The following is a 14,707-nucleotide window of genomic DNA, read 5'->3' as shown; positions in this document are numbered from 1 at the left end:
ATATTTCACTCAAAATAGTCCATATCCAGTTTCGGCACCTTCAACAAACGTGAAGAAACCCCTACTTCGTTTTCGATCATTAAGTGCACCAGGCGTTCCCCATCAACCAGCACCATCCCCTCGACGGATTGGGCAAAGTCACGAGCCTGCGACGTAAATCCAGAAGTGGTAATAAACACCCCACGTTTCGCTTTTTGCCCAGCCAGTGCACCATAAAACGCCTGTAATTCTGGCCTGCCTACGGTGTTCTGCCAACGTTTTGCCTGAACATAAACTTTCTCCAGGCCCAGTTTATCAAGCGAGATTACACCATCAATACCACCATCTCCGGTACCGCCAACACGCTGCAAATCATCACGGTGGCCGCCATACCCCAGGCGATGCAAAACATCCAGAACAATAACTTCAAAGCGCGAAGGAGAAACCTGCAATAAGTTTTCCAGAACCTCATCAGCCACTGCATCGCGAAGCTCCTTTAGCGCCTGATCTAACCGATCGTCCGGGCTGCTCTTTGCCAGTTCTTCATGATCGGGAGTGTCGGCTTTTGGCTCTAAATCGACGGCATCCGGCTGTGACTTGAGTTTGACATTCGTAAAATCGAAGGCCAGATGGTTTGTCTCCTGCTCCGTCATTGGCTGGGGATGAGACGCAACCCAGTCAAAACCAGCGGGGGTTAGACACCATTTGCCACGCGACAAACTCTGCGACAACCCGGCACGTTTTAAACGGTCATGCGCCCAGCCTGCACGATTTTTATAAACAAGTTGTCCGCTGGTAATGACTTTTGCTCGCTGGCTGTCATCCAGCCCTAATGCATCCGCAGCAGCCTCGTGAACATCACGTGCGGCTGCACCTTCCGGTTTTGTCGCCAGGTAACGCAGAACAGGTTCAATAAATTTGTCATAGGTAGGGACCGTCATAGTACATCCTTGCAGAATCAGGTAGATGTTTTTCAGCTACTATAGCACTACCAAAATAGACGAACACTTTAGAAATGAGTCAGTTGCTGTGACTCCGGTCATTGCCCGGGAAGGTACAGAAAGTTAAGATAAGACGTTATGGGCCTTAAATATTTGGACAGGCCCACACTGCAATGGATTAATAAGAATGATGAATAAATCCAATTTTGAATTCCTGAAGGGTGTCAACGACTTCACTTATGCCATCGCCTGTGCGGCGGAAAATAACTACCCGGATGATCCCAACACGACGCTGATTAAAATGCGTATGTTTGGAGAAGCCACAGCAAAACATCTTGGTCTGTTACTCAACATCCCCCCTTGTGAGAATCAACACGATCTCCTGCGCGAACTCGGCAAAATCGCCTTCGTTGATGACAACATCCTCTCTGTATTCCACAAATTACGCCGCATTGGTAACCAGGCGGTGCACGAATATCATAACGATCTCGACGATGCCCAGATGTGCCTGCGGCTCGGCTTCCGTCTGGCTGTCTGGTACTACCGTCTGGTCACCAAAGATTATGACTTCCCGGTGCCGGTGTTTGTGTTGCCGGAACGTGGTGAAAACCTCTATCACCAGGAAGTGTTGACGCTAAAACAACAGCTTGAACAGCAGGCGCGAGAAAAAGCGCAGACTCAGGCTGAAGTCGAAGCGCAGCAGCAGAAACTGGTTGCCCTGAACGGCTATATCGCCATTCTGGAAGGCAAACAACAGGAAACCGAAGCGCAAACCCAGGCTCGCCTTGCGGCACTGGAAGCACAGCTCGCCGAGAAGAACGCGGAGCTGGCCAAACAGACCGAACAGGAACGTAAGGCTTACCACAAAGAAATTACCGATCAGGCCATCAAGCGCACACTCAACCTTAGCGAAGAAGAGAGCCGCTTCCTGATTGATGCCCAACTGCGTAAAGCGGGCTGGCAGGCCGACAGTAAAGCCCTGCGCTTCTCCAAAGGCGCACGCCCTGAACCCGGCGTCAATAAAGCCATTGCCGAATGGCCGACCGGGATAGATGAAACGGGTAAACAGGGCTTTGCGGATTATGTACTGTTTGTCGGCCTCAAGCCTATCGCAGTGGTAGAGGCGAAACGTAACAATATCGACGTTCCCGCCAAGCTCAATGAGTCTTATCGCTACAGTAAATGTTTCGATAATGGCTTCCTGCGGGAAACCTTGCTTGAGCACTACTCACCGGATGAAGTGCATGAAGCGGTGCCAGAGTATGAAACCAGCTGGCAGGACACCAGCGGCCAACAACGGTTTAAAATCCCCTTCTGCTACTCGACCAACGGGCGCGAATACCGCGCAGCGATGAAGACTAAAAGCGGCATCTGGTATCGCGACGTGCGTGATACCCGCAATATGTCGAAAGCCTTACCCGAGTGGCATCGCCCGGAAGAGCTGCTGGAAATGCTCGGCAGCGAACCGCAAAAACAGAATCAGTGGTTTGCCGATAACCCTGGCATGAGCGAGCTGGGCTTGCGTTATTATCAGGAAGATGCCGTCCGCGCGGTTGAAAAGGCAATCGTCAAGGGTCAACAAGAAATCCTGCTGGCGATGGCGACGGGTACTGGTAAAACCCGCACCGCAATTGCCATGATGTTCCGCCTGATCCAGTCCCAGCGTTTTAAACGCATTCTCTTCCTTGTCGATCGCCGTTCTCTTGGCGAGCAGGCGCTGGGGGCGTTTGAAGATACGCGTATTAACGGCGACACCTTTAACAGCATTTTCGACATTAAAGGTCTGACGGATAAATTCCCGGAAGACAGCACCAAAATTCACGTTGCCACCGTACAGTCGCTGGTGAAACGCACCCTGCAATCAGATGAACCGATGCCGGTGGCCCGTTACGACTGTATCGTCGTCGATGAAGCGCATCGCGGCTATATTCTCGATAAAGAGCAGACCGAAGGCGAACTGCAGTTCCGCAGTCAGCTGGATTACGTTTCTGCCTACCGTCGCATTCTCGATCACTTCGATGCGGTAAAAATCGCCCTCACCGCCACCCCGGCGCTGCATACGGTGCAGATTTTCGGCGAGCCTGTTTACCGTTATACCTACCGTACCGCGGTTATCGACGGTTTTCTGATCGACCAGGATCCGCCTATTCAGATCACCACCCGCAACGCGCAGGAGGGGGTTTATCTCTCCAAAGGCGAGCAGGTAGAGCGCATCAGCCCGCAGGGAGAAGTGATCAACGACACCCTGGAAGACGATCAGGATTTTGAGGTCGCCGACTTTAACCGTGGCCTGGTGATCCCGGCGTTTAACCGCGCCGTCTGTAACGAGCTCACCAATTACCTTGACCCGACCGGGTCACAAAAAACGCTGGTCTTCTGCGTCACCAATGCTCATGCCGATATGGTGGTGGAAGAGCTGCGTACCGCGTTCAAGAAAAAGTATCCGCAACTGGAGCACGACGCGATCATCAAGATCACCGGTGATGCCGATAAAGACGCGCGCAAAGTGCAGACCATGATCACCCGCTTCAATAAAGAGCGGCTGCCCAATATCGTGGTAACCGTCGACCTGCTGACGACCGGCGTCGATATTCCGTCGATCTGTAACATCGTGTTCCTGCGTAAAGTACGCAGCCGCATTCTGTACGAGCAGATGAAAGGCCGCGCCACGCGCTTATGCCCGGACGTGAATAAAACCAGCTTTAAGATTTTCGACTGTGTCGATATCTACAGCACGCTGGAGAGCGTCGACACCATGCGTCCGGTAGTGGTGCGCCCGAAGGTGGAACTGCAAACGCTGGTCAACGAAATTACCGATTCAGAAACCTATAAAATCACCGAAGCGGATGGCCGCAGCTTTGCCGAGCACAGCCATGAACAACTGGTGGCGAAGCTCCAGCGCATCATCGGTCTGGCCACGTTTAACCGTGACCGCAGCGAAACGATAGATAAACAGGTGCGTCGTCTGGATGAGCTATGCCAGGACGCGGCGGGGGTGAACTTTAACGGCTTCGCCTCACGCCTGCGGGATAAAGGGCCGCACTGGAGCGCCGAAGTCTTTAATAAACTGCCTGGCTTTATTGCCCGTCTGGAAAAGCTGAAAACTGACATCAACAACCTGAATGATGCGCCGATCTTCCTCGATATCGACGATGAGGTGGTGAGCGTAAAATCGCTGTACGGTGATTACGACACGCCGCAGGATTTCCTCGAAGCCTTTGACTCGCTGGTGCAACGTTCCCCGAACGCACAACCGGCATTGCAGGTGGTGATTAATCGCCCGCGCGATCTCACCCGTAAAGGGCTGGTCGAGCTACAGGAGTGGTTTGACCGCCAGCACTTTGAGGAATCTTCCCTGCGCAAAGCGTGGAAAGAGACGCGCAATGAAGATATCGCCGCCCGGCTGATTGGACATATTCGCCGCGCTGCGGTGGGCGATGCACTGAAACCATTTGAGGAACGTGTCGATCACGCACTGACGCGCATTAAGGGCGAAAACGACTGGAGCAGCGAGCAATTAAACTGGCTCGATCGTTTAGCGCAGGCGCTGAAAGAGAAAGTGGTGCTCGACGACGATGTCTTCAAAACTGGCAACTTCCACCGCCGTGGCGGGAAGGCAATGCTGCAAAGAACCTTTGACGATAATCTCGACAACCTGCTCGATAAATTCAGCGATTATATCTGGGACGAGCTGGCCTGACACGTATACACTTCATCCTTCAGGCTGCCTCTGCGTTGGCTGCGCTCGTTCACCCAGGTCACGTACTTCTGTACGCTCCCGGGGATTCACTCGCTTGCCACCTTGATGCAACCTGAATGATTTTGTGTATATTACCCCCGGCAATTTCTTTTTCTGCGGCCCCAAACAATGCGGGCCGCTGCTTAATTTACGGAACTCACAATGAACAATAACGATCTGGTCGCCAAGCTGTGGAAGCTGTGCGACAACCTGCGCGATGGCGGCGTTTCCTATCAAAACTACGTCAATGAACTCGCCTCGCTGCTGTTTTTGAAAATGTGTAAAGAAACCGGACAGGAAGCGGAATACCTGCCAGAAGGCTACCGCTGGGATGACCTGAAATCCCGTATCGGCCAGGAGCAGTTGCAGTTCTACCGTAACCTGCTGGTGCATCTGGGCGCCGACAATCAAAAGCTGGTGCAGGCGGTGTTCCAGAACGTCAACACCACCATTACCCAGCCGAAACAGTTGACCGAACTGGTCAGCAATATGGATTCACTGGACTGGTACAACGGCGCACACGGTAAGTCGCGCGATGACTTCGGCGATATGTACGAAGGTCTGTTGCAAAAGAACGCGAATGAAACCAAGTCTGGCGCGGGCCAGTACTTCACCCCGCGTCCGCTGATTAAAACCATTATTCATCTGCTGAAACCGCAGCCGCGTGAAGTGGTACAGGACCCGGCAGCAGGTACAGCGGGCTTTTTGATTGAAGCCGACCGCTACGTTAAGTCGCAGACTAACGATCTGGACGACCTTGATGGCGACACGCAGGATTTCCAGATCCACCGCGCGTTTATCGGCCTCGAACTGGTGCCCGGCACCCGTCGTCTGGCGCTGATGAACTGCCTGCTGCACGATATTGAAGGCAACCTCGACCACGGCGGCGCAATCCGTCTGGGCAACACCCTGGGCAGCGACGGCGAAAACCTGCCGAAGGCGCATATTGTCGCCACTAACCCGCCGTTTGGCAGCGCCGCAGGCACCAACATTACCCGCACCTTTGTTCACCCGACCAGCAACAAACAGTTGTGCTTTATGCAGCATATTATCGAAACGCTGCACCCCGGCGGTCGTGCGGCGGTCGTGGTGCCGGATAACGTGCTGTTTGAAGGCGGTAAAGGCACCGACATTCGTCGTGACCTGATGGATAAGTGTCATCTGCACACCATCCTGCGTCTGCCGACCGGTATTTTTTACGCGCAGGGCGTGAAAACCAACGTACTGTTCTTTACCAAAGGGACGGTGGCGAACCCAAATCAGGATAAGAACTGTACCGACGACGTGTGGGTGTACGACCTGCGTACCAATATGCCGAGTTTTGGTAAACGCACGCCGTTTACCGACGAGCATTTGCAGCCGTTTGAGCGCGTGTATGGCGAAGACCCACACGGTTTAAGCCCGCGCACTGAAGGGGAATGGAGTTTTAACGCCGAAGAGACGGAAGTTGCCGACAGCGAAGAGAACAAAAATACCGATCAGCATCTGGCTACCAGCCGCTGGCGCAAGTTCAGCCGCGAGTGGATCCGCACAGCGAAATCCGATTCGCTGGATATCTCCTGGCTGAAAGATAAAGACAGTATTGATGCCGACAGCCTGCCGGAGCCGGATGTATTAGCGGCAGAAGCGATGGGCGAACTGGTACAGGCGCTGGGCGAACTGGATGCGCTGATGCGTGAACTGGGAGCGAGCGATGAGGCGGATTTGCAGCGTCAGTTACTGGAAGAAGCGTTTGGTGGGGTGAAATAATGTCACTTGGATATATTTCAGGTTCTTTACCTCAGGAGTGGGAAACACCTTTTTTGAAAGATATGGTATACCCAAAACAATGGAAAACTATATCTGTAAAAGATCTTACTCCCTGTGGTTATACTGTATATGGTGCAAATGGGAAAATAGGATTTTATAGCGAATACACACATGAGAATCCGACCATTATGTTAACTTGCCGTGGGGCAACCTGTGGCAATATTCATATATCCGAGCCATTTTCTTATATAAATGGCAATGCGATGGCTTTAGACAATCAGCCAATAAATTTAATAGGCCTACATTTTCTAAAATACGCACTTCAAGCAAGAGGCTTAGAAGATGCGATTTCAGGTTCAGCCCAGCCACAAATAACCAGACAAGGTTTAGAAAAGGTTCAGGTGCCTCTTCCCCCTCTGGCAGAACAAAAAATCATTGCTGAAAAACTTGATACGCTGCTGGCGCAGGTAGACAGCACCAAAGCACGTCTTGAGCAAATCCCACAAATCCTGAAACGTTTTCGTCAGGCGGTATTGGCGACTGCAATAAAAGGAAATTTAACAGAAGAATGGAGGGATAGCTTAAAAATTTCTCCGCCTGTTTTTATAACCTTAGAAGAGTTGATTCAAAGTATAGATCAAGGCTGGAGTCCGAAATGTGAAAATCATCCAGCTAATGAGTACGAATGGGGTGTAATAAAAACCACGGCTATACAACCAGGATACTTCGTAAGCAAAGGGAACAAAAAATTACCTGAATCTCTTACACCAAGATTTCATTTATCACTAAAAGCTGATGATATTTTAATAACCAGGGCTGGGCCTCGAGTAAGGTGTGGAGTTACTTGTATTGTTGATAAAGATTATCCATACTTAATGATATGCGATAAAGTCTACAGGGTTCGTGTACAACCGAACAAAATATCCAGTAAGTTTCTAAACTGGTGTCTAAATTCACCTCAGTATTTAGATATCATTGAGAAAATAAAAACTGGTACATCTGATAGCGGTATGAATTTAACCCAAAAGAAATTTTTAGCACTATTGATTAATGTTCCCAATATTACCGAACAACACGAAATCGTTCGCCGCGTCGAGCAACTCTTCGCCTACGCCGACACCATAGAAAAACAGGTCAACAACGCCCTGGCCCGCGTCAACAACCTGACGCAATCCATCCTGGCAAAAGCGTTCCGTGGTGAACTCACCGCCCAGTGGCGGGCCGAAAACCCGGAATTAATCAGCGGAGAAAACAGCGCCGCCGCGTTGCTGGAAAAAATCAAAGCTGAACGCGCAGCCAGCGGGGGTAAAAAAGCCTCGCGTAAAAAATCCTGATCATTATTTTCTGGCGCACCTTTCCGGTGCGCTTTTTATTATTTCATGCCAATCATAACTCACATAAATATATTTAAATCATTCCAGAAACTGCCCATTTTATTCTATTTTTAGCTGGACTTTCCCTGTATTTACTGATGATATATCCAGGTATTTAGCGCGGTGCGGATGTGCGCCAACACACCCGCACCGCTCATCACAATCCCTATTTCTAAGGAATAGTAATCATGACTGACACGCATTCTATTGCACAACCGTTCGAAGCAGAAGTCTCCCCGGCAAATAACCGTCAATTAACCGTGAGTTATGCGAGTCGCTACCCGGATTACAGCCGTATTGCCGCCATCACCCTGAAAGGTCAGTGGCTGGAAGCCGCCGGTTTTGCCACCGGTACGGCAGTAGACGTCAAAGTGATGGAAGGCTGTATTGTCCTCACCGCCCAACCCCCCGCCGCCGAAGAGAGCGAACTGATGCAGTCGCTGCGCCAGGTGTGCAAGCTGTCGGCGCGTAAACAAAAGCAGGTGCAGGAGTTTATTGGGGTGATTGCGGGTAAACAGAAAGTTGCATGAATGGAAAAACGCTCCCGACACGACGTCGGGAGCGGTTCATCATCAGGAGGCGATCACCTCCACCAGCACATCCGTTGCCCAGCTCTCTTCGCTGTTGGCCACATTTCCTTCATTGCAGGCCTGAGCCATTTTGACTAACTGGAAAGAAACGTCATCGCTGAAGTCAAAGTAATGCCATTTCGATGCAAAGTTGATACGCCAGTAGCCCATCCCCTGATCGAAGCGGATCTTCAAAACCTGATCATCCTCAAAAGTCACCGTCAGTTTACGATGGTGAGGGATATCACGCGGCGAATCGAACACCGTCAGTTCTACCGGCCTGCCCAGCGCAGCAGCAAACCACTGATCAGCGAAATCCTGAAAATCCGCTATGCTCATCCAGTCATGGAAAGGCCGGTTACCGGGGCGATCTTTATCTTTAAACAGCGTATCCAGCATCACTTCAGCGCCATCGGTCAGCTTTGTTTTTAGCGGTTTCAGAATTGACCCCAACAACGCCAGCGCAACCGGGTTTTGCAGATAGCGATCGGTATAGTGAACGCCGGTAATTCGCATATTTTTCATCAGTGACTGCGCTTCTTCATGGTCGTTAAACAGCACGTCCCAGAAGCGTTGTCCGAACTGCGAAAGTGGCCCATTCAACTGTTTGTGGATCTGAATGTCTTTGACCCGCTCCACAGCGTTGGCGGCTTTAGCCGGCAGAATAAACTCGCTCAGTTGTACCGTTTTATAACCGAGACTACGCACCACCAGTTCGTCATTCAGGTGCCACTCCGGCCCCGGAATCGTTGCCTGCTGGCTGCGAGAGGCCAGCGTCATCACGCGATCGGCAAAGGTGACCTGGGCAACGATCGGTAATTGCAGCTCCTGCTCAACATGGCACAGCCGCACACCCAGCGCAGTAAATTGCGAAAGTTCATGCAACAGATCCGGGTCATCCACTCCCGCAGGGATAACAAGATCGACCTCGACGTTGTCTTTTAGCCGATAGCTCTGAATAGCCGCGCGGAACTGACGGGCGTATAAATCCCACTCATTGGGCGCGCCGGTCATCCACAGGGTAAGCTTTTCAGCACCTTCGTTAATCGCCCGGCGAATCGTATCGCCAATAGCGCCAGGGCAGTAGCGGGCATCCGGCAGCGAGAATGTCTCTTCATCCGGTAAACCGATGTAATACGTGAAGTCATCGCCAAGCCAGGCCAGTGCCGCTTTGCGGTCCAGCAAATCGTGATCGTGGCGAGTCTGGGAATCAAGCAGGCATTCACTACATGCAGTATCACAATGGCGGCAGCCTAACTGTTTCACCATTCCCTGCAATATGGCTTCAATGTGTACCGGTGCACTGGAGGCAAAACCTGCACCACCGCTGATCACATCATAAAGCTGAACGGCTAATACCGATTGCCCATCCTCCAGTCTGACCGGACGTACAGAATAGCCGAGTTCTGCGGCGGAGATACCCAGAACGCCCGCCAGCGCCTGACGCAGAGCAACCGCCAGAGTCATGGCGACAATCCGACCCTCCTCTGTGTTATCTGGCAGATACTCGCCGTTTTGCGGTTTGCGCAGAACCATTTCAAAGACATCGGTGCGCGCCAGTGCGCCCAGGGTGACGTTCTTCATGAGTGCCGTCGAACCTGGGCAAATCAGACGATGATTCTGGCTGTCGCGGTCCGCTTTACCCGGACGCGGTGGATAGTGAGCTTCCATACTTTTCGGCGCATCATTTTCATTCAGCATCGACTCCGCACGGCCACAGCTCAGACACAATGCATAACCGTGTCCACCTTCCCCCAGACTTTGCTGGAAAACATGCCCATCAGCCCCAGAAGCCATATAACCCATTAGCGGGTTAGGTAACGGTACGGGCTCTGCTTTAACAAAGACCCAGGCGGGGACAACCGGGACGAATTTCATGGTTTCAATATTGTTCGTTACCGGAGCGTGTGCATCGGTGACAAACCCGGCAGGCTGCAGCACCTGACGGCGATTATTCATGATTATTTTTTCGCCACAGGCGCTATTGGAGCAAAAGAGCATCCCGGAACTGCTCATCCCCTCTTCATAGCCAATGGTCCCGCATTTGTGACAGCGCCAGGCGCAATCCAGACGCTGGGCTTCATTGGTATCGGCATTGATATTGTGCCAATGCAGTGAGACACCGGCAGAGCGGAAGACACGGCCATCAAGAATGATCTCTGCTCCCGGCGCATATTCACGAATGGCAACACCGAGGTTACGGGAAGGTAATCCTTTATAACGGGAGACGTTATCTTCACGGTCCTTTTTATCACGACTTTTCTGCGATTTTTCGCGGATATAATCTTCCATCGTGAAGTTATCAAACGTCACTACATCTGTCGGGAAGCCGTATCCCGGCAGGAAGGTTCTGGCAGCCAGGTCGCGCAGCAGATACTCGCCACAGTGCCGTTTCTTCTCCAGCTCTATGCGCTTACGATAAGGCGTTTGCGGCTGCGACTCACGCTCCTGGGCCACGAGATCGCGATAAACGGAGAGCCACCGCTGTTGCAGGAAGGTGATCGCGTTGATTGTTTTATCCCGCAGATGTTCGGCTCTTGCGCCATGCAACGCCGTACCTTTCACCAGCCGTTCCAGCGCCGTGTCGATATCAAGAACCGGGCGTTCCAGCCAGATTTTAAAGCGTTCGCATTTTGATTGCCCGTCATCTTCACCGAAAAACCAGAGGCTATCGAGGCTGGTTTTCTCTTTATCGGTTTCGCCAATAACGTTACATAAAAAGTCGGACAGTAATAATGCATTGACGTGACGTTGCACCAGTCGAGCGGAGTTCATCGCGACCATGGGTGCCGGGATCATGGTTTCAAATGGCCAGAGCGGGTTGGCAAAAACCTGCTGGTCGTGTGGGTTACCTTTACATAGGGTGTAAGAGATCGCACGCGACTCTTTACTACGCCCGGCTCGCCCGGCGCGCTGTAAATAGTTGGCCGGATGTGGCGGAACGTTGTTCATGACCACCGCAGTAATGCCCCCGATATCAACCCCCATTTCCATGGTGGTTGAACAGTTGAGAACATTAAGTTGCCCATTCTTGAACATCTTTTCATAGCTTTGCAGGCGCTCTGAAGACTGCTGGGCTGAGTGCTCGGCTGTACGGTAGTAGAAGCCGCCTTCCACGACACGATCGTTAATATCTGTCCAGACGTTTTCTGACCGCAATTGTGCGATCAGCGGATCATTGCTGACCCAGTCGCGTGCTTTTGCCAGACCCTCTGCGTAGTCTTCCTGTGAACGATCCAGCTTCCAGATTTCCGGCATGGTGACTTTCTGCGCGACAAAACTGTCATATTGCACCTGGGTAAGATGCTCGAACGAAATATGGGTAGGCAGATAAGGGGTTAAGCCTTTAAAAGCCGTATCCAGGATTTTATTGGTTACCGGGCAAATCCAGGCATCCGTGATTAAAGAAAAAGTCATATGCTCTTTCGGTAAATAAAAACGGTTGCCATCGGGTTTCAGTACTGCAAGCGGTCCGGTAAGTTGGGCCCATGCTTCTTTCAGCCATGTATTGATAATATCAATAGTCGCCGTATTGACGGTTTTGAATCCGGCTCCCAGCATCAGCAACTTCGCTAAACGATGGGTTATATTGCCATTACGAATTTGAGGCCAGCGTCTGTTCTGATTATCTTCAGGATCTTTTGATTCCGGGTTACGGACGAATTTTGATGAAAAACGGCTACCGATCCAGTTTTTCAGCTCATCATCCAACTGTGTGAAGTTACTCTCACGAACGTAATGATCCAGCGTAACTTTGAGAAAATCGCGCCAGTCATCCAGCGTTAATTCCCTTTCCTGCCAGTGCAGAGGGATCTTATGTATTTTCTCCAGTCCCAGGTAACCAACCTGAACCAGCCCTTGTGTTTCCAAGCTGTTAGTCCGTTTAGGGCGGCGCATGAATTCCCGGAACAACAACATTTCCGAAAGCTTTAGAGGCCCGCCGTTTTCATTAAACACTTCAGGCTTAAGATAATGGTTATATTGCAGAACCGGCCCGCGGATATCGGCTCTCTCTTTAAGCTCGTTAACCATTTCTGTCCAGGTTCGGGATACCAGAATAGTCGCGGCTTTCCCACCGGTTGCAGCCTGATAAGCCTGTTCAAGCTGTTCAGCCTGCGCTTGCGACAATTTAGCCTGGTCCGGCAATCCCCAGCTTCGATATTCTTCTGCCTGCTCACGGGCTTGCTTCGCCCTGGCCGCTAATTTTTCCAAATCGGCATTGGCATTCGGCGCTGTGGACGTTTGTGTCCGTTGATGCCAGCTCAGAATTTCGACTACGCTTCCACGTAAGCGGCTGCGTTCTGCTTCTTGCTGCATACGCACCGCCATTCGGGCTGTACCTTGTCGACTGTCCGTAAAAGTAATGAGTCGACGTCCTCGCCCTGGCAACGAATCTGGTCCGACGCCCTCTTTGCCTTCATCACTGGTAAAGTCCTGACAATACTCAAGAACGGTGGGCACGATGTTAGTAACGTAAAATGGCCCTCCTAATAATGCACGCCGGAAGGGTTGTTTCCCACTCATGCCTCTGTAGCCACAGCCACTGGCGCTACAAACCTGTTCAATATCATTAATAATCAGCGGAATGCTGTCATTGTTAATAACGCCAATACGGCGCGTCTGACGGTCGAGGCGTTGTAGGGTATAACCTGCCTCACTGCTTTCTCCTGCGGCAATAATCAACGGAGGCTGGAAACTGTTCTCTTTTTCGACTTTTTCCTCTGTCGCGTCATGTTCAACAGGTACTTCATCCTGCAGAGAGAATTCATCGCCACCTTTATTTTCCCATTGGACAAGTTTGCCCTTTTTGTCCCGCGCCAGAAGATGAGGCTCATTACAATCATTACAGAACGCCACTTCATAGACAGGGCTTCCACAATCGCAATTTTGTCGCTGGTTCACATATACATAGCCAAAGGGCCAGCCTTTTTCGAGCGGTGTACCGTGCTTTAACTTACAATCTTTATCAACACAAGCCCATATTCCCTGGGTATTACGCTGGAAGATATGCGCCCTGACTTTAAGAAATGCGGGAGCTTTTGCATTAGGTTGGGTACCTGAACAGACGTCGATCCAACGCAGTACTTCCTGCTGGCTGTAATGCTTTTTAGTCAAAGCATTTAACCGCTGCATCATCTCATCCAGCCTCATTGGATTGGGCTGTTTGACCAACATCTCACGTATGTAACGCGCTTCGGGGGAGTGCGTGAGCGCATAAAAGCGATCCGGACTTATTCCTTTAATTTTATTGTTATTTTTATCTTTTATATCCTCATCAGGTATTTGCTCTATTTCGTCTAACGGAATAGAAACGTTCTTGCACGGTTCCAGCTCAGGAATCACCCGACTTCCGTCCAGAACATCGATGCGCTCCTGCGGAATACCAGATAACTCAGAGAGAAATTTTTTCAGCTGTTTTTCAGCATCGCTGCCGGCAATGGTCGCAGAGGTCGCTACAAAGCGCACGTCATCTGGTGTCACGCCAAACGCTGTCATCACACGACGCAGCTGGAGCGCCAGTTCAGCGGCCTGCGACCCTACATAAGTATGAGCTTCATCCAGTACGATCCAACGTAGTGATTTTTGTTCTCTGGATTGCTGGATAATTGGGGCGTCGATCTGGCGAACCATCATATATTCCAGCATCGTGCCATTGGTCACCAGAATCGGAGCTGGTTCTTCACGCATTTTTTCGCGCGAGAGCACCTCATTCGGCCTTTTTGCCTGTTCGCTTTTTACCGAAGCATGTAGGTTTTCGGTGTTGCCGTTGTAAAGGCAGTAGCGGATCCCAGTACCAAAACCACGCGTCCAGGCATCCAGACGCTCGCGCTGTGAATTGATCAGGGCGTTCAATGGATAGAGAAAAAGGGCTCGGACACCGACCAACGGATTGTTGCCGTTTTCATGCAATTCCCGGTAGAGATCTTCCAGCACCGGAACCATAAAACATTCCGTTTTACCTGAACCCGTACCACTGGTTACCACCACCGAATGTTTCTTTTCCAGCAAAGCTTTCCAACTGGCTAACTGGTGCGTAAAAGGCTTCCAGTCAGCACCAAACCGGTACCGACCATTACTCTGATCATCCAGTGAATCAACCACTGCTTTGCTCAACAATGCGTTGCCTTCCGTCAGGCTGCGCATCGTGTGGTTTGACTCCTTCCAGCCAAACATTTGCTGGAATACCGGAGAAGCAAGGAATGAGCCCGGTTTCCCACAATCAGCCCCCATTTGCTGCGCGAGATGTTCACGCAACTGCGGGTTTGTAACGCCCATGATACTGAGCGTTGCTTCAGTTGAACGAGACAACGATTGTTCAATAAGTGACGAAAAATAGCGTGTAGTCATCCTTATTCC

At 51.1% G+C, this 14,707-nt stretch carries 6 protein-coding genes; 4 read left to right on the top strand and 2 right to left on the bottom strand.

All coding sequences use genetic code 11. The features are described 5' to 3' along the window. Window positions 1-5: 5 nt before the first annotated feature. A complete protein-coding gene (gene mrr, locus A9180_RS19765) occupies window positions 6-920 on the bottom strand; it encodes an adenine/cytosine-specific restriction endonuclease Mrr (protein WP_001517695.1) in 915 nt (304 codons plus the stop codon). Window positions 921-1,107: 187 nt separating this feature from the next. Here mrr and hsdR point away from each other — a divergent pair, with 187 nt between their 5' ends. The 4 genes from hsdR (at window position 1,108) to symE (ending at window position 8,311) form a co-directional block, all read left to right on the top strand. Then, complete coding sequence (gene hsdR, locus A9180_RS19760; RefSeq protein WP_064530239.1) at window positions 1,108-4,620, top strand: type I restriction-modification system endonuclease; 3,513 nt, start codon at window positions 1,108-1,110, stop codon at window positions 4,618-4,620. A 201-nt stretch (window positions 4,621-4,821) separates the two neighbouring features. Beyond that, window positions 4,822-6,408: a type I restriction-modification system methyltransferase gene (hsdM, locus tag A9180_RS19755; protein ID WP_064530238.1), complete on the top strand. Its 1,587-nt coding sequence runs from the start codon at window positions 4,822-4,824 to the stop codon at window positions 6,406-6,408. Continuing rightward, window positions 6,408-7,742 (top strand): restriction endonuclease subunit S, encoded by a 1,335-nt coding sequence (locus tag A9180_RS19750; protein WP_064530237.1) that lies wholly within the window; start codon window positions 6,408-6,410, stop codon window positions 7,740-7,742. Before hsdM ends, A9180_RS19750 begins: the two co-directional genes overlap by 1 nt. Before the next feature lie 227 nt (window positions 7,743-7,969). Then, the gene (gene symE, locus A9180_RS19745; RefSeq protein ID WP_064530236.1) at window positions 7,970-8,311 is read left to right on the top strand and encodes an endoribonuclease SymE; all 342 of its coding nucleotides are present in this window, start codon (window positions 7,970-7,972) and stop codon (window positions 8,309-8,311) included. 42 nt (window positions 8,312-8,353) lie between these two features. Here the strand turns inward: symE and A9180_RS19740 are convergent, their stop codons facing one another. Next, the gene (locus A9180_RS19740; RefSeq protein WP_064530235.1) at window positions 8,354-14,698 is read right to left on the bottom strand and encodes a DEAD/DEAH box helicase; all 6,345 of its coding nucleotides are present in this window, start codon (window positions 14,696-14,698) and stop codon (window positions 8,354-8,356) included. Between the last annotated feature and the right edge of the window lie 9 nt (window positions 14,699-14,707).

This window comes from Escherichia sp. B1147 (assembly GCF_001660175.1).
Classification (GTDB): Bacteria; Pseudomonadota; Gammaproteobacteria; order Enterobacterales; family Enterobacteriaceae; genus Escherichia; species Escherichia whittamii.
The sequence above is the reverse complement of the archived record's forward strand: the minus strand, read 5'-3'. Positions and strand labels throughout refer to the sequence as shown.

Coding starts and splice junctions, on each gene's coding strand:
- mrr (WP_001517695.1), bottom strand. CDS start 920: ATGACGGTCCCTACCTATGACAAATTTATTGAACCTGTTCTGCGTTAC.
- hsdR (WP_064530239.1), top strand. CDS start 1,108: ATGATGAATAAATCCAATTTTGAATTCCTGAAGGGTGTCAACGACTTC.
- hsdM (WP_064530238.1), top strand. CDS start 4,822: ATGAACAATAACGATCTGGTCGCCAAGCTGTGGAAGCTGTGCGACAAC.
- A9180_RS19750 (WP_064530237.1), top strand. CDS start 6,408: ATGTCACTTGGATATATTTCAGGTTCTTTACCTCAGGAGTGGGAAACA.
- symE (WP_064530236.1), top strand. CDS start 7,970: ATGACTGACACGCATTCTATTGCACAACCGTTCGAAGCAGAAGTCTCC.
- A9180_RS19740 (WP_064530235.1), bottom strand. CDS start 14,698: ATGACTACACGCTATTTTTCGTCACTTATTGAACAATCGTTGTCTCGT.